This window comes from Coriobacteriaceae bacterium (genome assembly GCA_025757745.1).
GTDB lineage: Bacteria > Actinomycetota > Coriobacteriia > Coriobacteriales > Coriobacteriaceae > Collinsella.
This window is the reverse complement of sequence record CP107217.1, coordinates 784,926-806,483: the sequence shown is the minus strand read 5'-3', so window position 1 is coordinate 806,483 and position 21,558 is coordinate 784,926. Positions and strand designations below refer to the sequence as shown.

The window sequence follows — 21,558 nt, the reverse complement described above, 5'->3', positions numbered from 1 at the left end:
GAGAATCTTACCCGGGAGCACCTAGACTTGCCCCCGCGCAACTTGCGGACGATATATACCTTACTTACCGACAAACCCAACTTGGGTGCCGCGCTCGGCGACCGATACATACATACGCTTGAACGGTATTTACTACCGTTCACCGAATTCATTGACAAACGATTCGACAGACAGTATGTATCGACGAGGTGAGATATCAGTCTTCGTCAACCCGCAGGATAGCAGGGTTATTCGCCATGGCTAGTCAAACGTTTTAGCGTTAATAAAACCCGAAATCAGCAGGTAATCGCCGCGAAATAAATGATTGAAAATCAGCCAATCATGTATATCAGTTGTTTAGAAGCGCGTTTAGTTTTCGGAACGGCTGGCCGATGCTTGGGCGCGCTCGGCATTCCATGCAACAAGTGCCTCGTGGACCGCTTTGGCGACATCGGCCGGAACGCCTCGAACTTCCGCAATCTCCTGCTCGCTTGCCGCGCGCAAACGCTTCATCGAGCCAAAATGGCGCATAATGGCACGTTTTCTGGCGGGTCCCACGCCCGGAACGTCGTCAAGCACCGAAACCGTCATAGCCTTATCGCGCAACTCGCGATGGAACGTAATCGCAAATCGGTGGGATTCATCGCGAACCTGCTTGATCAGATAAAGCGAAGCGGAGCCGGTCGGCAGCACGACGGGGGTCTCGTCCCACGGCACGAAAACTTCCTCATCGGCCTTTGCCAAGCCACAAACTGGTATATCGAGGCCAAGCGCCTCAAGTTGCTTAATTGCAGCGGTCAATTGCGGTTTGCCGCCATCGACAACGAGCAAATCGGGGCGCGAGCCAAAGCGCTCGTCCGCCATGCGCTCGGGAGCATAGCGACGCCCCAGAACCTCGGACATCGATACGAAGTCGTTCGCCTCGTCCAATTCGGCCTGAATTTTAAAGCGACGATACTGGCCCTTGTCGGCACGGCCGTTGGTAAATACCACCATCGAAGCGACGGTAAAGGTGCCGTGCAACGTCGAGATATCGAAGCACTCGATGCGCAACGGCGGCGCAGGCAGCGCCAGCGCGCTTTCGAGCTCCAGGAGCGCTTGATTGGTGCGATCGTCAGCATACCCCGTGCGCATCATGTAGCGCATGAGGGCATGGCGCGCATTTTTGGAAGCCATATCGAGCAGGCGGTGCTTTTCGCCGCGCTGCGGCCTATGGAGATGGCAAGAGCGTTCGCGCTTGCCCGCAAGCCACTCCCCCAACGCTTCGGCATCCTCAAGCTCGACAGAGAGATTGATCTCGGCTGGAATATCAGCCGTCTCGTCGTAATAGCGCTTAAGAAAGCCCGATTGAAGCTCTTCCTCGTCGACATCCAGGCCTTTATCGAGGATGAACTCACAAGTTCGAACCGTTCGGCCCTCGCGAACGACAAAGACACAGGCGGCAGAGATAGTCTCTTCGCGATAGAAGCCGATGACGTCGATATCGACGCTCGATGGAAAAACGACCTGTTGGCGATCGTCCAGGCCCCTAATGACTTCCAGGCGACGCTTGACGCGCGCCGCACGCTCAAAATCGAGCGTCTCGGCTGCCTCCGTCATCTCGGACGTAAGCTCGTCAACGACATCCTTGCGATGGCCCGACAAGAAACGTTCGACACGTTTGACGTTCTTGGCATAGTCGGCAGGGGAAATCGCGCCGACGCATGCGCCCGGCCCGCGCCCGACATGGTAGTCAAAGCAGGGACGCCCGTTTTGCGCGCAAATCATATTGACGATGTCTTCTTCGCCCTTATGAGATTCGACGATGCGGCGGCAGCGGCGCCATTCCGCACAGGATGCCGAGCAAATAGGAATAACCTTGCGTAGCGTATCGATGGTCTCACGCGCCGCACGGCTATCGGTATAGGGGCCAAAATAGCGCGTTCCCGGTTTATGACGCTCTCGCGTGTATTTAATAGCCGGAAACAAGTCGCTCTTGGTAATGGCGATAAAGGGATAGCTTTTATCGTCTTTGAGATCGACGTTAAAGTACGGATGGTACTGGCCAATCAGATTGCGCTCGAGCACCAATGCCTCGTGCTCGGTCTCCACCACGATATAGTCGAAACTCGCCACCAGCTGCATCATGAGCGGGATCTTTTGACGCTCGTCCTGCAGTGTCACGTATTGACGCATACGGGCACGCAGGTTTTTTGCCTTGCCCACATAGATGACATCACCCTTGGCATCTTTCCAAAGGTAGCAGCCGGGTTGCGTGGGAACGCGCGAAACCTGCTCGGCAAGTGTTGGAATGTTGTCGTGACCTGCCACGCGCACCTACTTGCGACGAAGCAGCGCCGAGACCTCGGGCATCTTAAAGACGAAGGCGAGACCAAAAGTTACAGCGAGCGAGACGACGCCTGCAACACAAACGTAGCCCAGGGTAATTAGGATCGAACTGCCAAGCGCTCCGACAAAGTGCTCAAGTGCCCACATGACGCCGGCACCCGCGGCAGCGCCCAAGCCACCGAACAGTAGGCCGAAGAAACCGCCATGCAGGATAGACTTGACCTGAAGGCCATGCAGACGACGGCGCAGCCACCACAGTGAGCATCCGACCAAGACTACGTAGTCAACGACGTACGAAAGCGCAATTGCCGGCATACCGTAGCCCAGCACCACGCCAAACAGCAGCACCGAACCGGCCTGTCCAATGGCAGAGTAAAGGCAATAACGACCGTAGGGCTTCATGTCGAGCAAGGCCGAGAAGCTCTTCTGCATGAGCACGACCACGCCGTAGAGCGGCAGGGAAAGTGCCAGATAGATAAGGAACTCCGACACCAGCGCCACACCGGATTCATCGAACTTGCCGGCGCAGTAGATCATGTTGAGCGGACGGGCGAAGACGATCAGATACATCGCAAACGGAATCAGGAAGAAGAGCATCTGGGCGACACCGCGCGAAATGCCCGTGCGGACGCTGTCGTAATCCTTCTCCTGCGCATCGTGAGAGAGTTCGGTATAAAGTGCCGTCGAAAGCGAGGCGGCGATCAGCGCATAGGGCAATGTGTACCACAAGCGCGCATATGCGATGACGGAAGGGCCGGTCTCGGGCTGCACCACCAGCGCGGCGGCATTGGTAATGGAGGTCGAGACAAACATGCACACCGTGGCGAGCAGCGTCGGGATACCAAGCGCGATCGTCTGTCGCAGCGCGGGATCCTTAAAGTCGATATGGATATGAGGATGCACGCCATGCTTGCCAAGCGCGGGAATCTGGCAGGCCATCTGGACAAAGACGCCGAGGGTCGTACCAACTGCGATCAAGATAATACCGGCCTGCTCGCCAAATTGTGCAGACACGGAAGCAAAGCCCATAAAGCTGGCGATGACGATGACATTGTTGAGAACCGGGGCAAACGTCGACCAGAAATAGTCGCGATGTGCGTTGAGAACGCCCGAGAACACCGAGCCCAAGCCATAAAACAGAATTTGAATAGCAAAGAAGCGGAACATGAACGCAGCGGTATCCATGCTGCCGCCATCGCCCGAAAGGAACGACTGCGTCCAAATAAAGCCGGGAGCAAACACGGTGCCCAGCAGCGAGATACCGCCCAGCAGCAGAAGCAGAATACCAAGCAGGTTGCCGACATACTCGTTCGATGCCTCGCGACCCTGCTCGCGCCTCACACCCATATACACCGGCAAAAACGCCGTAACGAGCATGCCGCCCATCACGAGCTCGTAGAGCATGTTGGGCAGGTTGTTGGCAACCTGATAGGAGGACGAGAGCAGCGACATACCGATGGCGGCCGCCATGGCCCACGTGCGGATAAACCCGGTGACACGCGACACGATGGTCAGCACGGTCATAAGGCCAGCAGAACGACCAACCGTGGAGTAGTCCGACGAACCCATATCGTCTACGTCGTCCTGAGAGTCCTCATAAACCTCATCTTGTGGCGGCAAATCGTCCACGACGGCAAAGGAGCCGGTCATCGCAAAGGGATCGTCAACCAAAACGGCGTCATCAGCAGGTGCGGCGTCATCGCTGTTCGGCATGTTGTTACCGGATACGGCATCATCATCGAATATGGCATGGTCGCCAAACACCGTGTCAACTTCATTGGCGGCGACGGTTCGGGCAGAAAACGACAGAGGGTCCCAGTCGTCATCACCGTCGATGGCCACGCCCTCGACGGGATCGGTCGAACCAAGCGGCGACCATTCGTCATCCGAAAGAAGCGGTTCGCCATCATCATGAGCCGTGGGCTTGGCGGAACGAGCGGCAGGAGCGCTCTGCGGTGTGCTCTTTCCCTGGGCTGCCATCAAAAACACCGCCGTCTCATCGGGACGCGGCGCACGAGGAGCCTCGGAGGCGATCGGCATCACGCTGGCGCTCGATTGAGCGGCGGCCAAAAAGACAGCCGTCTCATCGGGACGAGCCGAAGAAAGAACCGTACGGGGAAGTGCCGTGCCGGCACCGGCGGCACGCAAGTACACGGCCGTCTCGCCCGGGTCAGCGGCAGCGGACCAGGCGTTTCGAATCTCGTTATCGAACGAAGCGGCCTCGGGCGCGGGCGTCTGAGGAGCCGACCCTTTTGCAAAGTGAGCTCCGCGCTTTGATTCTTCCTGCGGCATCGCTCAGTCCTCTCTCGTGATCGGGGCAACCGTCGCCCCGCAAAATGCAACTAAGTCATCGGGAGCAAGCTCAAGCTGATAGCCGCGCTTGCCACCCGAGATAAAAATGGTATCCCAAAGGACGCATGTCTCATCGATCAGCGTCCGGAATCGTTTTTTCATACCGACCGGACTGCAACCGCCGCGGACATACCCCGTCGCGGCAAGCAAATCTTTGACATGCATCATGGTCAGCGACTTTTCGCCTGCGGCGCGCGCGGCGGCCTTGAGGTCGAGCTCGTCGGCAACGGGAATGCAGCACACGACATGGTCGTTGGACGGCGTCGTGCAGACCAGGGTCTTAAATCCCTGACCGGGCTCCTCGCCAAGCTGCTCGGAAATCGCGACGCCCAGCCCCGACGATTCGTCGCCATCGTCTTCGTACGTATGGAGAACATAGGAGATGCCGGCGCTTTCCAGCTCGCGCATGGCGTTGGTCTTTGGCGTCTTCACGGCCTTCGGCATGGCATATCCTTTCCCTCATATAAGAACGCAATTTTTAAGTATATGTCCATTTGCGCGGCATACGCTATCTCGACAAAGAGAGCGCCACCGAATCGCAAGGAATCGGCGGCGCTCATGTTTCAAAAACACCTATGTATTAGGCATCGAGTTGCGCTTGACGCTCCTTATCGCGTTTGAGCAACGGCGCCAAGAACTTGCCGGTATAGCTCTGCGGGCATGCCGCAACCTGCTCTGGCGTACCCGAGACCACGACAGTTCCGCCACCGTTGCCACCCTCGGGACCCATATCGATCAGACGGTCGGCGACCTTGATGACATCGAGGTTGTGCTCGATCACCAACACCGTATTGCCCGCATCGACTAGACGCTGCAACACATCAAGTAACTGGCGAACGTCCTCAAAATGAAGACCGGTCGTAGGCTCGTCCAAAATATAGAACGTCTTACCCGTCTGACGGCGATGAAGCTCCTTGGCGAGCTTTACGCGCTGCGCCTCACCACCCGAGAGCGTCGTGGCGGGCTGGCCCAAGCTCACATAACCTAGGCCGACGTCATACAGGGTTTGAAGCTTTCGCTTGATCTGCGGAATATTCCCAAAGAAAGCCAGTGCCTCGGCCACGCTCATGTCAAGTACGTCCGAGATAGTCTTGCCACGATAGGTAACCTCGAGCGTCTCGCGGTTATAGCGCTTGCCGCCACAAGCCTCGCAGGGAACATAAATATCGGGAAGAAAGTGCATCTCAATCTTGATCTGGCCGTCGCCCTTGCACGCCTCGCAGCGTCCGCCGCTCACATTAAAGGAGAAGCGTCCCGGCGAGTAGCCACGCGCCTTCGACTCCGGCGTGCTCGCAAACAGCGCGCGCAGATCATCCCACAGGCCAATATAGGTCGCAGGGTTCGAACGCGGCGTGCGACCGATCGGCGACTGGTCAATGTCGATCACCTTATCGATGCACTCGATGCCCTCAATCTTCTTGTACGGACCCACGGGACGCGTCGAACGGTGGATGGCATTCGTAAGCGCGGGCGCAATCGTATCGGTGACCAGGGAGCTCTTGCCCGATCCCGAAACACCGGTAACGACTGTGAGCGTACCGAACTCAATCTTGGCGGTAACGTTTTTGAGGTTGTTGGCGCGGGCGCCCGTGATCTTAAGGCAGCCGCGGCCGGGCTTGCGGCGCTCGTCTGGCACGCGGATCATCCGCTTGCCGGTCAAATAAGCACCCGTCATGGAATCGGGGCACGCCATGATATCGGCAGGCGTTCCCGCGGCGACCACGTGCCCGCCGTTGACGCCCGCGCCTGGCCCCATATCGATCACATAGTCGGCAGCGCGAATCGTGTCCTCATCGTGTTCAACGACGATAACGGTGTTGCCGATATCGCGCAGGCGCTCGAGTGTCTTAATCAGCCGCTCGTTGTCGCGCTGGTGAAGACCAATCGAAGGCTCGTCCAGAATATAGAGAACGCCCATGAGGCCCGCACCGATCTGCGTAGCCAGGCGAATGCGCTGCGCCTCACCGCCGGAAAGCGTCGCCGAAGCACGATCGAGCGTCAGATAATCAAGGCCGACATCAACCAGAAAACGCAAGCGTTCCAGGATTTCCTTGACGATACGACCGCCGATGAATTGTTGACGCTCGGTGAGCTCAAGGTCCTCAAAAAACTCGAGCGACTCGCGGCACGACAGGCAACAAACCTCATAAATGGACTTGCCGCCCACGGTGACGGCGAGCATCTCGGGGCGCAGGCGAGCACCATGGCAGCTCGAACACGGCTCCTCGCGAATGTACTTCTCCAGGCGCGCCTTAGTGTTCTCGTTGGTCGTCTCGGTATAGCGCTCGTACAGGATATTGCGCACGCCCGAAAACTTGGTGTCCCACTGGCTGCGACGACCGTCGAGCTTTTGATAGTCCACCGAAATCTTCTTGTCGCCCATGCCATCCAAAAATGCACGGCGCACTCGCGGAGGTAGGTCTTCCCACGGTGTATCCGCGCTCACCTTAAAGTGCTTACAGACCGCGGCGAAGATCTGGGGGTAGTAGTTCGAATTGCCGAACAGGCTTCCAAAGACCCCATCGGCAATCGACTTCGACGGGTCCTCAATCAGCGCCTCGGCATCGACCGTTTTCTTAAAGCCCAGACCATCGCACTCGGGACACGCACCATAGGGCGCGTTGAACGAAAAGTCGCGGGGTTGTAGGTCGTCGATGGAGTGCCCGTGCTCCGGGCACGCCAGAGCCAACGAATACTCCAGCAGCTCGCCCTCGGTTCCCTCGGGAGCATCGCGATCGGGCAGCATGTACACGTTCACATTGCCGTGTGCCAAGGCAGTCGCCTGTTCAACCGACTCGGCGATACGGCCCAGAGAGTTTTCCCGAATCACGATGCGGTCGACTACGACCTCGATATCGTGCTTGAACTTTTTGTCCAGATCGATGGGGTCGTCGAGCGAGCGTACTTCGCCGTCGACACGCACGCGGCTAAAGCCCTCAGCCCGAAGATCCTCGAACAATTTTGCGTACTCGCCTTTGCGCCCGCGCACCACCGGTGCCAGCACAAACGCACGACGACCCTCTCCCGCTGCCAGGACCTTATCGGCGACCTGGTCGGTGGTCTGGCGCTCGATAACGCGACCGCACTCGGGACAGTGCGGCGTGCCCACGCGTGCAAAAAGCAAGCGAAGGTAGTCATAAATCTCAGTTACAGTACCCACCGTCGAGCGCGGATTCTTGGACGTCGTCTTCTGATCGATCGAGACGGCCGGCGAAAGGCCGTCGATCGAGTCTAGATCGGGCTTGTCCATCTGGCCTAAAAACTGGCGCGCATAACTCGACAGGCTCTCCACGTAGCGACGCTGACCCTCGGCATAGATCGTGTCAAACGCCAGCGAGCTCTTGCCCGAGCCCGAAAGACCGGTAATGACCACGAGCTCGTCGCGCGGGATGGAAACATCGATATTGCGCAGGTTGTGTTCGCGCGCACCACGGATAACGATAGAAGAATCAGACATGGAAGCTCCTTGCCTCCTATAACCTCAAATCACACTGTCGATGAGTTTAACGCACTCAACGCGCACAGATGTTCGTAATACAAGATTCGCAGACCTTTTGCTTTGCGTGTCGGGTGCTTTGTTTCTCGAAATGCCGTGGAAAGGTTAGAGTAATCTAAAACTGAACTTAATTTGCTGTAACAGAGGAACGTCCATGACCGAAGATATCCCCCTTGAAATCACTTCGAGTGGCATGGCCAATCTGCCCATATTCATCGCCGTCCTTATCGTGGCCGCCGTCGTCGTGCGCGTGTATTTTTCAATCAAACACAACGAAAAACCGCCCATTGCCCGCGTCTTTTGGTGCGCGATGCTCCTCATCCCGCTCGGCATGGTAGCTGCATGGATTACGAATCAATTGCTCGTAAATGAGGACTGTTCCCTATGGGTCCTTTCTTATTCGGCGCTCGGTGCTGCCGCCGTCATACTTCTTGTCGAGCCCTTGGTTTCGGGACTTATCGACCAAACCGATCTTGCGACGGGAACGGTTGCCTGTATTTGCCGCGACATCCTTGTCGTCGCCGCTGTTTCAGCGCTCTCGTTCGTTTCACTCGAAATTGCCTGCAACGAAACGTTCTATCGCATTCCCGCCAACTCATTCGGGTTTTCCGTTGGGCTGCTCGCGACGGTTCTGCTCTCCCTTTATTTGCTGGGACAGCGTCATGGAGGAGTCATGGCCCTCGTGCCCGTCGTCTGTTGTACCCTTGGCATTGCCGAGCACTTCGTCATAACGTTTAAAGGCGAGGCCATCCTGCCGAGCGACATTTTGGCATTGGGCACCGCAATGGAAGTAAGTGAGGGATATGAGTTCACCTTCACTGCAGGAATCGTAACCTCACTCGCCCTGCTGGAGATTTCCCTGGGGCTTCTTTCGCTTATCCGACCGCGAAAGCTCCGTACGCCCGCCCATGTCTTCCCCGCAATCGCCGCTAACCTCTGCGCTTTTCTGCTAGTGACCGTTGTGGGGCTCTTGGGCTTTTCCAACATCGACTTGGAGCAGTCGCTGGATTTTGGATTTGACCGTTGGCAGCCCATCACCACGTATGCGTCTCAGGGTTTTATCACTTCGTTCACCGAAATGGTCAACGAGTTGCCCATTGAAAAGCCCGAAGACTATACGCCCGATGAGGCGCAGAGCATCGAGCAGGAGCTCGCCGCCGCCTACGACAGCACGTATGGCTCGAGCGAGCAGCGCGCGGCGGCCGTTGCCCAGTTCAATGAAATCAAGCCGACGATTGTTGCCGTCATGAACGAGAGTTTTAGCGACCTTTCGTGCTTTGAGCAGCTCCAGGCGGCCGGGTACACCGGTCCCGCATTCTACAACTCGCTTCCCGACACACTTGTTCGCGGCACCATGCTCGCTTCGGTCACCGGTGGCGGAACGGCGAACTCCGAATTCGAATTTTTGACCGGAGCGACAACGGCCTTTGTCGGATTAGGCAAAATCCCCTATCAGCTGTATCAGATGAATGGCGTCAACAGCCTGGCAAAGGACCTTAAAGAGCTCGGGTATACCACTACCGCTATGCACCCGCAAAACCCCGTCAACTACCATCGAGATAAAATCTATCAGCAGCTGGGTTTTGGAGACTTTCTATCAATCGGCGATTTCGAAGGTGCGCCCTATTACCATGCCGGCGTATGCGACTACGCCACCTACGACAAGATACTCGACCTGCTCAGAACCGACGAAGCCCCGCAGTTCATCTTTGACGTCACGATGCAAAATCACGGCGGCTACGACTATGGCACCGTTCCCGTCGAAGAGCTGACAAACTATTGGGTCGAGGGAGCCAGCGAGGGCGCCAATAGCGCGCTCAATACCTATCTCACCTGCATCAATGCATCCGACCGGGACCTCGAGTACTTTATCAACGAGCTCCGCAATATCGGCAGACCGGTTGTTCTTGTCTTTTTTGGCGACCATCAGCCGAGCGCCGCAACGACTCTCAACGACGAGCTGTACCCTCAGGAAGATACGGCAAGCCACGCTTTCCGTATCTATCAGTCGACCTATTTCGTCTGGGCTAACTATGAAATCGCCGGCAATACCGAGCTCAACGTCTACGACACCGTCGGGGCAAACGAGATTGCAGCTATTACCCTTAATAAGATCGGCGCCCCGCTCACTGACTATCAAAAGGCCCTGCTTGCAACAAGGTCAGATGTGCCCACCATCAATGTCGCCGGCTATCTTGGTGCCGACGGGCTGCGCTACGACTTGGAATCTGAAGACAGCCCATACGCCTCGACGATCGACAAGCTGCAGCGCATGCAATACCTCGAGTTCGCCAGCAAAGTTCAATAAGCCCGCCCATTCGCTTGGACCCATCGTATTGCAAGCACGCTCGGCCCAAATGCATCGCAAATGACTCCCGCTCGCAAACGAGGGTACAATGACGCTCGTGTCACATCGCGGGGCCCCGGCCCCAACATATACAAAGGAGTCATACATGGGTTGCGAGCACGCACAAGCAGCCGGCGGACAATCAACGCCGTCGCAATTTGAAGAGAATACGCTGTCGGAGGTCAAGCGCGTTATCGCTGTGCTTTCCGGCAAGGGAGGCGTCGGCAAGTCGTTTGTGACGGGCGCCATCGCAACCGAGCTCGCCCGCCGTGGCAACAAGGTTGGCATTCTCGACGCCGACATCACCGGCCCCTCCATCCCCAAAATGTTCGGCATGAGCGGACGCCATGTCCATGCCCTCGGCAACCTCATGCTGCCCGAGATCTCCGAGCACGGCGTCAAGGTCATGAGCTCCAACCTGCTGCTTCAAAACGAGACCGATCCCGTCCTCTGGCGTGGTCCGGTCATCGCCGGCGCCATCAGGCAATTCTGGAGCGAAACCTCTTGGGGCCCCATCGACTATCTGCTGGTCGATATGCCTCCGGGAACGGGGGATGTCGCACTCACCGTCTTCCAGTCACTGCCCGTCGATGGCATCGTCATCGTCACGAGCCCGCAAGACTTAGTCTCGATGATTGTCGCCAAGGCGGTCAACATGGCCGAGAAGATGAACGTTCCGATTCTGGGCATTGTCGAGAACATGAGCTATATCGAATGCCCCGACTGCGGTAAGAAGATCGAGGTCTTCGGCAAGAGCAATCTTCCCGAGGTCGCCGAGACCTATCATCTCGACATCCTTGGTCAGCTGCCCATCGATCCCGCGCTCGCCGAAGCCTGCGACAAGGGAGAAGTCGAAACCGCGCTGCCCGCCGGCATGCTGCCCCAAGCCGTCTCCGCCGTTGAGGCCATCGCCCCGCACAAGACAGACGAGGCCTAAGTGAACGCAAGCGCCTTCTATGACGTCTTGGTGATCGGCGGCGGGGCCTCGGGCCTCGCCGCCGCCATTACGGCGGCGCGTGTCGACAAAAGCGTCTGCGTCGTCGAGCGCGACGTCGCCTGCGGTCTCAAGCTGCTTGCAACCGGAAACGGCCGCTGCAACCTCTCAAACGAATCCATCGACATTCGGCGATATAACCACCCCGCCTTTGTCGAATCCATCATGGGCCCCCAACCCGAGCAAGATCTCGAGAGTTTTTTCTCCTCGCTGGGCATCATGACGATCCGTGAGGAAGGCCGCCTATACCCGCGCTCCCTTCGCGCCGAGTCGGTTCGCGATGCACTCCTCAATGCATGCGAGCGTTTGGGCATCACCCTACGCTGCGGGACTAACGTCATTGCGGCTCATAAGGCTTCCGAAGGCTGGACGCTTCAGATCGACCGTCCCGCTCATGTACTCAAACCCAAAAAGCACGGCGACCGAAAGACGGAGCTCCGTTCGCTTCGAAAGGCGTTAGCCGATACTCCTCGCACGAGCGATGCCCTGCAGGCAAGGGCCGTGGTTATCGCTACGGGCGGCAACCCCACCGGCATCGCCGAGGTGTTTAGCCTTCCCTTGACGCCCCTGCGCCCCGTCCTGTGCCCCGTATCGGCATCAGTCGTCGGCGACCGGACGGCACTCGGAACTCTGGATGGTCTGCGCGTCCGAGCCCGCTTAACGCTCTCGCGCAGCCACGAAGAGCTCTGGCGAGAAGATGGCGAAGTGCTGTTCCGTGCCTTCGGCATCTCAGGCGTCGCCGCCTTCAATCTCTCTCGCCGTATCAACCAGGGCGACACTGTTCTGATCGACTTCTTTCCAGATTTCTCCAAAGATGAGCTGCTCGATACGCTCGAGCAGCGTGTCAACGTGCTCGGCGATTTTTCGCCCCGAAACTCCCACTGGCTTGACGGCATGCTCGCCCCGCAGCTCTCACACGTCGTCTGTACGGCATTCGAGCGGTGCCATCCCGGCTCGCGCGATGTCATCCACCTGGTCTCAATCCTCAAGCACTTTAAACTGTCCGTCGAAGGGACGGCAGAGGAGCGCTCAGCACAGGTCACGCGTGGCGGCATATCTATCGAGTGCGTCTCGACACCCAATCTTTACGTGAACAGCACCACAGGCGCCCCGCTTTACGTCTGCGGAGAAGCGCTCGACATCGACGCCGATTGCGGAGGCTTTAACCTTGCGTGGGCCTGGCTCTCGGGCATTCGCGCTGCAAGCAGCCTGTAGCCGCGCAGTCTATAATCAAAAACGCATTCGGGCCGTCTGGGATACCGGACGGCCTCTTTCTTGCCTCTAAGGAGACCTCGATGATCGAAATCACCCAAGTCAACGCGTCGCTCGATGAAGCCGGCGATGAAAATGCCTGCCTCATTGTTGGCAAGCGAGTCGCCAAGCGCGTCCTACGTTGCAAGGACTCCGAGATCAAGTCCATCGAGCTCCACCGCAAGTCAATCGACGCCCGCAAAAAACGAGACGTCCATTTTATCCTAAGCTTTCGTGTTGAGCTGACTAGTCCCCACCTCGAGCGAGAAGCGGTCGACAGCGTTGCCGAGCGTGACCGCTCGCGCGTACGCGCGATAGAAGACGATGGGTCTTCATTCCCCACCCCCGTCTCCGACGCACCTCAAGAACGCCCTGTCGTTGTCGGCGCCGGATGCGCCGGCCTTTTCGCTGCGCTTACGCTCGCCGAAGCAGGTCTTAAGCCCTTGCTCATCGAGCGCGGCGACCCGGCATTTCGCCGCTCGCATGCGATCGACCTCTTTCTAAAGGAGCGCATCCTCGACCCCGAGAGTAATATCCAGTTTGGTCTGGGCGGCGCGGGGACCTTCTCGGACGGCAAGCTCAATACGGGAACAAAAAATCCCGCCCATCGCCTTATCCTCGAAACCTTCGTCGAGGCGGGTGCGCCCCGCGATATTCTGTGGGATGCCAAGCCGCACATTGGCTCCGACATCCTTCCCACAGTTGTCACCGCTATATCCCAGCGCATCGAGCAGCTCGGAGGTGTCGTCCGTTATCGAACGAAGCTCGTCGACATTCGCATCGACGCGTCTGGCACCATTGTCGGTATCGACATCCAGTCGTCCCACGACGCGACAAGCGAGTCAATCAACACAAAGCATCTCATCCTTGCTTGCGGTCATTCTGCCCGCGACGTATTCGAGGTTCTCAAAACCCATCATGTCGCCCTCGCTCAAAAGACGTTTGCCATGGGCGTTCGCATCGAACACCCGCAGCGTGATATCGATCGGGCGCAATATGGCCCCGCAGCGGGTCATCCCGCGCTCGGAGCAGCCCCCTATAAGCTCGTTGCCCATCTTCCCAACGGCCGCAGTGTGTTCTCATTCTGCATGTGTCCCGGCGGACAGGTTGTCGCCGCCTCTTCAGAGCCCGGCCATCTGTGCGTCAACGGCGCCAGTCTCAACGCCCGCGCCGGCCGCAACGCAAACGCCGCTCTCCTCGTTAACGTCACGCCCGATGATCTCCCCAGCGATGATCCTCTTGCAGGCGTAGAACTCCAGCGCATTTGCGAGCGGGCTGCCTATCGCCTTGGCGGCTCCAACTGGAACGCACCGGCACAGCTCGTCGGCGATTTCCTTGCAGAACGCGCCAGCACGACATGCGGCAAGGTAAAGCCCACCTATCCGCTCGGCGTGACTTGGACAGCAATCGATGAGTCATTGCCGCAACATATCATCGAGTCGCTTCGTCTGGGAATTCCCTTGCTCGGCAAAAAACTGCGTGGCTACGACCATCCCGATGCCGTCCTCACCGGTGTTGAAACACGCTCGAGCTCTCCGGTCACCGTTACTCGAGACCGGCAATGCCATGCTGTATCGACCCCGGGGCTCTACCCTTGCGGCGAGGGAGCCGGATATGCCGGAGGAATCATGAGCGCCGCTACCGATGGCATCCGTTGCGCCGAAGCCCTGATCGCAGACCTCTAGCGCACGAATTCCAGCACGCAAAAGACACAGGCCCCGAGCTCCACAGGGAACTCGGGGCCTGTTCGCTATTTCTTAAACCGTGCACCCTGGCGTTTTCTGCCCGATGCGAACGTGGAACCCTTGCGGGCCTGCGAACGTAAGCGCTCGATCGTCTCGTCCTCAGACGCACCCTCGAGCATCGCCCGAATCTGAACGACAGCATCGCGCAGGCGCGCCGCCTCCTCAAAGTCCATGGCGGCAGAAGCGTTGCGCATATCCTCTTCCATGGTTTCGACGATCCGCACAAGCTCGTCATGCGGCAGTTCTTCCAACTGCTCCGCAAGTGTCTGCTCGGGCGCCACCGTCTCCGGCGCGGCGCCCTCGCCGTTTTCGTCAGGCGTATAGAACGCACCGTGACCCAGCGAATCGCCTCTCGAGCGTCCCTTCGAGCCCACAGTCTTTTCGGCCTCGGCAATAAAGCTCGAAATGTCGTTAATGGCCTTGCGGACCGTCTTGGGAACAATGCCATGCTCTTCGTTATATGCCATCTGAATCTCGCGACGGCGCTGCGTCTCCTCGATGGCTTCTTTCATCGAATCGGTCACAACGTCTGCATACATGATGACCTCGCCGTCGGCATTACGGGCCGCACGGCCAATCGTCTGAATCAACGAACGGCGATTGCGCAAGAAGCCTTCCTTGTCAGCGTCGAGAATTGCCACCAGCGAGACCTCAGGAAGGTCTAGTCCCTCGCGGAGCAGGTTGATGCCAACGAGAACATCGATCTTTCCCTCGCGCAGCGTTCGCAGGATCTCGACACGGTCCATCGTCGCCGTATCGGAGTGCATGTAATTGACCTTAATGCCGGCATCAAGCAGATGGTCGGTCAGGTCCTCGGCCATGCGCTTGGTGAGCGTGGTCACCAGCACGCGCTCCTTGCGCGCCACGCGCTCGCGAATCTCGTCCTCAAGATCGTCAATCTGCCCACGAACCGGACGAACGTCGATCTTGGGGTCGAGCAGACCGGTCGGACGAATAATCTGCTCAACGTCGTTCTGGCTAACCCGCAGCTCATAGTCGCCCGGCGTGGCCGAAACGTAGATGAACTGGGGAATCCTCGCCTCAAACTCATCAAAACGAAGCGGGCGGTTATCGAGTGCCGAAGGCAGACGAAAACCATGCTCCACCAGCGTCACCTTACGCGAGCGGTCGCCTTCGTGCATGCCGCGGATCTGCGGCACCGTCACATGACTCTCGTCGATGATGCAGAGCATATCCTTGGGAAAGTAATCGATTAGGGTAAACGGCGGCTCACCCGGCTTGCGACCGTCCAGATGACGCGAGTAGTTCTCGATGCCGTTGCAAAAGCCCATCGTCTCGAGCATCTCAAGATCATAATCGGTGCGCTGCTGCAGACGCTGCGCCTCGAGCAACTTGTCGGTCGCCTTGAGCTCCGCCACGCGCTTCTCGCACTCTTCGCTGATCGATTTCAGAGCCGCCTTGACCTTCGGCTTCTCGGTCACGTAGTGCGATGCCGGCCATACGGGGATGGCCTCGTACTCACGAAGCATCTCACCGGTGACCTCATCGATCTCGGCAATCAGCTCGACCTCGTCGCCAAAGAACTCAAACCGCAACGGATGCTCGGCATAAGGCGGATACACGTCGACAACATCGCCGCGCACGCGGAACGTGCCGCGTGCCAGGTCATAGTCATTGCGGTCATATTGAATGTCGATAAGTGCATGGATAAAGTCATCGCGCTCGAGCGGCACCTTCTTGTCGACGTTTGGAGCCAGACCCGCATAGTCCTCAGGAGAGCCAATGCCATAGATACACGAGACCGATGCGACAACGATTACATCGCGTCGAGAGAGCAGTGACGCGGTCGCCTGATGGCGCAGCATCTCGACCTCTTCGTTAATCGAGGAGTCTTTCTCGATATATGTATCGCTTTGCGGCACATACGCCTCGGGCTGATAGTAGTCGTAATACGAGACGAAGTAGACCACAGCATTATTGGGAAAGAACTCTTTGAGCTCGCTTGCAAGCTGAGCGGCGAGCGTTTTATTCGGAGCCATGACCAGCGTCGGCTTTCCCAGGGCCTCAATAGTCTTTGCCATCGTGAAGGTCTTGCCCGAACCAGTCACACCCAGCAGAACCTGATAGCGGTCTCCGTCCCTCACACCCTGCACAAGCGACTCAATGGCCTTGGGCTGGGAACCGGCAGGCTCATAGGGAGAAACGACTTCAAACGGCACCTCAGCGCCCTCAACGCCAAAGCGCTTAAGTTCACCGCCAACGCGTTCTACTTCAAATTCCGCCATGGATACTCCTAACTCATACATCTGCAGTATATGCAGGCGGTGGGCTTAGTCCTATACGAACCGATCAGGATAGAGAGTCTTATAGCGAACCCAGGCATTATTGACGCGAATCAGATAAGCCTGCGTCTCGGGAAAGGTGATCGCGTTGTGAAGCGATGTGTCCTGCTGCGCCCAACCGTCCACATTACCCATGCCGGCGTTATATGCAGCAATAGCGCTGTCCGTCGACCCGTTAAAATACGTTAGAAGATACGAAAAATACGCACAGCCAAACTCGATGTTCGTAGCGGGATCGTTAAGGTTGTCGGCTGAATACTCACTACCATCGACAAGACCCAAGGCAATCATATCCTGGGCAGTCTCAGGCATCAGCTGCATCAATCCCCGAGCGCCTTGAGTCGACTCAGCCTCGGGATCCCAATTCGATTCAGACTTTATAACAGCACACACCAGATACGGATCAAGATTGTGCGAAATGCTCGATTGCTTTACATACGCCTCGTAGTCAATCGGATACAAAGGCTTAAAGAAGGCGGCAGGAGCATACGAGTAGACGAGCGAAATAAGGCCGAAGACGAACACAACGGCAAGTGGCGCCACGCGATACCACGCAAAGAAACGTGTCTTAGGCATCGGCATCCTCCTTATCCGCTACATCCCCGAAGCCATGGCGCGCAAGCCATGCGTCCAGTTGTTCATAGAGCGAATTATCGCCTGCCGCATTATCGATTACCGTCGTAGCGAGATTGCAAAGCGAAGCCTCATCAGGTTGGCATGCAGAGCGAGCATCAAAATCAGAGGACCCCATACCACGATGAATGGCACGCTCGCGACGAACTGCTAAAGGAGCGCTGATAACCAGAATTTCATCAGCCAGGCCAAAAGCATCCTCAAAACCAGTCGGGGCAGAAACCTCGACAACCGCAAAGGGATAACGGGGGGACGAAACCGTGCAGCAAACCGGATCAAGAATCCTCAGCGACAACTGATCGATAAGGACCGGATGGACAATACCGTTGAGCCGAGCGACGGAATCAGGAGAAACAAAAGCTCGAGAGGCTAAAACGCTGCGACGAACGCCGCCCTCCTCGTCAAGAATGTCCCAGCCAAATTCCTCAGCGAGTGCGCCAACGAGATCAGAACCCGGAACATATAACGATTTTGCGAGATCATCCAAATCAATGAGCATGGCGCCGCGAGACTCAAGATAGCGACAGGCGGTCGACTTACCCGAAGCAATATTGCCCAAGACAAAAACGGTAAACATCAAGTCCTCCCTAACGCCAATGGGAGTTATTATCGCGCAAATACAAAAGAAGGACTCAAAATACAGCCAAACAGTAAGACAAGCTAAACGAAGGCGAGTTCTTGTATTACAGCTCTCTATCAAACGAAAAAAGGGGGAGGCCGCGAGGCCTCCCCCTTCTACATTCCCAATGGCGGCTCGGTGCCGTCCACCGGTCAGCGGCGCCCTGGCCTCCCACGGGCTGACCCCGCAGTACTCTCGGCGCGATGGGGCTTAGCTTCCGGGTTCGGAACGGGACCGGGCGTGCCCCCCATGCTCTGGCCGCTGACCGGTGGGCGGCGCCCACCGTTACGGTGTCCGGTGTCCACTCACGTGCCCTGGGGGCCGCATGGCGTATAGGAAAGGTGACTCGGGGGCATCCTCGTGCCCGGACCGCGCATGGGCGCTTGTCCCGCGGGCCGCGAGGTGCGGTTCCGGAAGAGCTCGGGCGATTAGTGCGGCTCGGCTGAGGACGTCGCCGTCCTTGCACCTGCCGTCTATCGACCAGGTAGTCTACCTGGGCCCTTACCGGAAGGAGAACTAATCCCTGGAACGGCTTCCCGCTTAGATGCCTTCAGCGGTTATCCGCGCCGCACGCGGCTACCCGGCCGTGCCGTTGGTCGACAACCGGTTCACCGGAGGTGCGTCCACCCCGGTCCTCTCGTACTGGGGGCAGCCTCCATCGATTCTCCTGCGCCCACGGAGGATAGGGACCGAACTGTCTCACGACGTTCTGAACCCAGCTCGCGTACCGCTTTAAACGGCGAACAGCCGTACCCTTGGGACCTGCTCCAGCCCCAGGATGCGATGAGCCGACATCGAGGTGCCAAACCTTGCCGTCGATGTGGACTCTTGGGCAAGATCAGCCTGTTATCCCCGGAGTACCTTTTATCCGTTGAGCGACGGCCCACCCACTCGGGGCCGCCGGATCACTAGAGCCTGCTTTCGCACCTGCTCGGCTTGTGGGCCTCGCAGTCAAGCCCGCTTGTACTCTTGCATTCAAAAGGACGGTTGCCGACCGTCCCGAGCGGACCTTCGCGCGCCTCCGTTACCCTTTAGGAGGCGACCGCCCCAGTCAAACTGCCCGCCTGGCACGGTCCCCGAGCCGGTTGACGGCCTCGGGTTAGGACGCCGGTCGCGCGAGGGCAGTATTCCAAGGGCGGCTCCCCGGGGGCTGGCGCCTCCGGATCGATGCCTCCTGCCTATCCTCTACACGCGGGACCAGCGGCCAATGCCAAGCTGCAGTGAAGGTTCACGGGGTCTTTCCGTCCTTCCGCGGGTAAGTCGCATCTTCACGACCAGTGCAATTTCACCGGGTCCATGGTCGAGACAGCGCCCAAGTCGTTGCGCCTTTCGTGCAGGTCGGAACTTACCCGACAAGGAATTTCGCTACCTTAGGACCGTTATAGTTACGGCCGCCGTTTACCGGGGCTTGGCTTCGGGGCCTCGCCTTAACGGCTAACCCCTCCGCGTGACCTTCCGGCACCGGGCAGGCGTCAGACCCTATACGTCGCCTTGCGGCTTCTGCAGAGTCCTGTGTTTTTGGTAAACAGTCGCTTGGGCCTCTCCACTGCGGCCCGCCTCCGCTCCCGGAGCAAGTCCGTTCACGTACGCGCGGGCACCCCTTCTCCCGAAGTTACGGGGCCATTGTGCCGAGTTCCTTGACCATGGTTGACCCGATCGCCTCGGTATGTTCTACCCACCCACCTGTGTCGGTTTGCGGTACGGGCGCGCACGCGCCTGCCTAGGGGTTTTTCTAGGGACCTCGGGCTCACTCGCTTCGCTCAGTCGCTTCGTCCGGAGCCTCGCCCTCGTGCGGACCGGATTTCCCTGGTCCGCGGGCCGCGCTCCATCACGGGGACGTCCAGAACCCCGCCGAGCCACCCCCATCCGTCGCCCCGTCGGTCGTAGCGCCGCGTGCGCGGTGCAGGAATGTCTGCCTGCTGCGCGTCGGCTACGCCTCCCGGCCTCGCCTTAGCCCCCGACTGACCCTGGGAGGATTAGCCTTGCCCAGGAAACCTCGGGTTCACGGCGGACGAGTTACTCTCTCGTCTCTCGCTACTCATGCCAGCATTCTCACTCCCATGCGCTCCACCGTCGGTCGCCCTGACGGCTTCTCCGCCCATGGGAAGCTCCCCTACCGATTCTAATGAATAAAATCCCGCCGCTTCGGTGTCCAGCTTAGCCCCGTGTATTGTCGGCGCATGTCCACTCGACCAGTGAGCTGTTACGCACTCTTTGAATGCATGGCTGCTTCTAAGCCAACATCCTGGTTGTCTGGGCGGACGCACATCCTTTGCCACTCGGCTGGAACTTGGGGACCTTAGCGGGCGGTCCGGGCTGTTTCCCTCTCGAGCACACAGCTTAGCCCACATGCTCTGACTGCCGCGCTCTGGGCCGCCGGCATTCGGAGTTCGGTTGGATTCGGTAGGCGGCGAAGCCCCCTCGTCCATCCGGTGCTCTACCTCCGGCGGTGAACGCGCGACGCTAGCCCTAAAGCTATTTCGGGGAGAACGAGATATCTCCGGGTTTGATTGGCCTTTCACCCCTATCCGCAGGTCATCGCCGCCGTTTTCAACCGACGTGCGTTCGGCCCTCCACGGGGTCTTACCCCCGCTTCAGCCTGCCCACGGATAGCTCACCCGGCTTCGCGTCCGCGGCGCGGGACTCAAGTCGCCCTGTTAAGGCTCGCTTTCGCTCCGGCTCCCTTTCGGTTAACCTCGCCCCGCGCCAGCGACTCGCTGGCTCATTCTACAAAAGGCACGCCGTCACACCCTAAAAGGGTGCTCCGACTGCTCGTGGGCGCACGGTTTCAGGTACTGTTTCACTCCCCTCCCGGGGTGCTTTTCACCTTTCCCTCACGGTACTGGTGCGCTATCGGTCACAGGGTAGTACTCAGGCTTGGATGGTGGTCCACCCAGGTTCGGACCGGGTTTCACGTGCCCGGCCCTACTCAGGGACCGCGTCGCGCCGTCCGGTCTGGGTTCGCGTACGGGGCTGTCACCCGCTGCGGCCGGCCCTCCCATGCCGTTCCGCTCCCCAGCCGGACCTGCGCCCGGGGGCGGCAGCCCCCGGATGCGCGGCCCTGCAACCCCGTCGGCGGAACCCCTGCCGGGTATGCCCGCTCGACGGTTTGGCCATCGGTCCCCTTTCGCTCGCCGCTACTCGGGGAGTCTCGAGATTGATTTCCTCTCCTCCGGGTACTTAGATGTTTCAGTTCCCCGGGTCGTCCTCCCCGCCCCTATGTGTTCGGGGCGGGGATATCCACACTGCTGTGGATGGGTTCGCCCATTCGGAGACCCCCGGGTCGAAGGATGTGTGCTCCTCGCCGGGGATTATCGCAGCTTGCCGCGTCCTTCATCGGCTCCCTGTGCCAAGGCATCCGCCGTGCGCCCGTGGTATCTTGCGGGACCGCATCGGGCCCGCGGGATATCCACGTGTCGCTAAAATTAATTAATCGATATCATGAATAGCGCTCGTATGTCGCAATTCGGGTATCTCATACCGCGGCACAGTGTATGTACTGTGCTCGCGA

The 21,558-nt window shown here is 58.5% G+C and carries 11 protein-coding genes and 2 rRNA genes; 4 read left to right on the top strand and 9 right to left on the bottom strand.

Going from position 1 to position 21,558, the window contains the following annotated elements:
* Positions 1-348: 348 nt before the first annotated feature.
* From uvrC to uvrA, 4 genes are all read right to left on the bottom strand, one after another.
* Positions 349-2,295, bottom strand: a complete 1,947-nt coding sequence (gene uvrC, locus OGM60_03320; protein ID UYI99835.1) for an excinuclease ABC subunit UvrC — start codon at positions 2,293-2,295, stop codon at positions 349-351.
* Positions 2,296-4,599 carry a murein biosynthesis integral membrane protein MurJ gene (locus tag OGM60_03315; protein UYI99834.1) on the bottom strand — a complete coding sequence of 768 codons (2,304 nt, stop codon included), beginning with the start codon at positions 4,597-4,599 and terminating at the stop codon, positions 2,296-2,298. It abuts the gene before it with no gap.
* Between the two features lie 3 nt (positions 4,600-4,602).
* Positions 4,603-5,103, bottom strand: a complete 501-nt coding sequence (gene ybaK / locus OGM60_03310) for a Cys-tRNA(Pro) deacylase (protein UYI99833.1) — start codon at positions 5,101-5,103, stop codon at positions 4,603-4,605.
* 136 nt (positions 5,104-5,239) lie between these two features.
* Complete coding sequence (gene uvrA / locus OGM60_03305; protein UYI99832.1) at positions 5,240-8,116, bottom strand: excinuclease ABC subunit UvrA; 2,877 nt, start codon at positions 8,114-8,116, stop codon at positions 5,240-5,242.
* Positions 8,117-8,309: 193 nt separating this feature from the next.
* Between uvrA and OGM60_03300 the strand changes: the two genes are divergently transcribed.
* The 4 genes from OGM60_03300 (at position 8,310) to OGM60_03285 (ending at position 14,432) form a co-directional block, all read left to right on the top strand.
* Positions 8,310-10,463, top strand: a complete 2,154-nt coding sequence (locus OGM60_03300; protein UYI99831.1) for an LTA synthase family protein — start codon at positions 8,310-8,312, stop codon at positions 10,461-10,463.
* Positions 10,464-10,608: 145 nt separating this feature from the next.
* Positions 10,609-11,439: an Mrp/NBP35 family ATP-binding protein gene (locus OGM60_03295; GenBank protein ID UYI99830.1), complete on the top strand. Its 831-nt coding sequence runs from the start codon at positions 10,609-10,611 to the stop codon at positions 11,437-11,439.
* Positions 11,440-12,711 (top strand): NAD(P)/FAD-dependent oxidoreductase, encoded by a 1,272-nt coding sequence (locus tag OGM60_03290; GenBank protein ID UYI99829.1) that lies wholly within the window; start codon positions 11,440-11,442, stop codon positions 12,709-12,711.
* Between the two features lie 80 nt (positions 12,712-12,791).
* The gene (locus OGM60_03285; GenBank protein UYI99828.1) at positions 12,792-14,432 is read left to right on the top strand and encodes an FAD-binding protein; all 1,641 of its coding nucleotides are present in this window, start codon (positions 12,792-12,794) and stop codon (positions 14,430-14,432) included.
* Positions 14,433-14,497: 65 nt separating this feature from the next.
* Here OGM60_03285 and uvrB read toward each other — a convergent pair whose 3' ends face one another.
* From uvrB to OGM60_03260, 5 genes are all read right to left on the bottom strand, one after another.
* Positions 14,498-16,738, bottom strand: a complete 2,241-nt coding sequence (gene uvrB / locus OGM60_03280; protein UYI99827.1) for an excinuclease ABC subunit UvrB — start codon at positions 16,736-16,738, stop codon at positions 14,498-14,500.
* 51 nt (positions 16,739-16,789) lie between these two features.
* A complete protein-coding gene (locus tag OGM60_03275) occupies positions 16,790-17,371 on the bottom strand; it encodes a lytic transglycosylase domain-containing protein (protein ID UYI99826.1) in 582 nt (193 codons plus the stop codon).
* Positions 17,364-18,005, bottom strand: a complete 642-nt coding sequence (gene coaE, locus OGM60_03270) for a dephospho-CoA kinase (protein UYI99825.1) — start codon at positions 18,003-18,005, stop codon at positions 17,364-17,366. Before coaE ends, OGM60_03275 begins: the two co-directional genes overlap by 8 nt.
* A gap of 192 nt (positions 18,006-18,197) precedes the next feature.
* Positions 18,198-18,313, bottom strand: a 5S ribosomal RNA gene (rrf, locus tag OGM60_03265).
* A gap of 142 nt (positions 18,314-18,455) precedes the next feature.
* A 23S ribosomal RNA gene (locus OGM60_03260) occupies positions 18,456-21,432 on the bottom strand.
* Between the last annotated feature and the right edge of the window lie 126 nt (positions 21,433-21,558).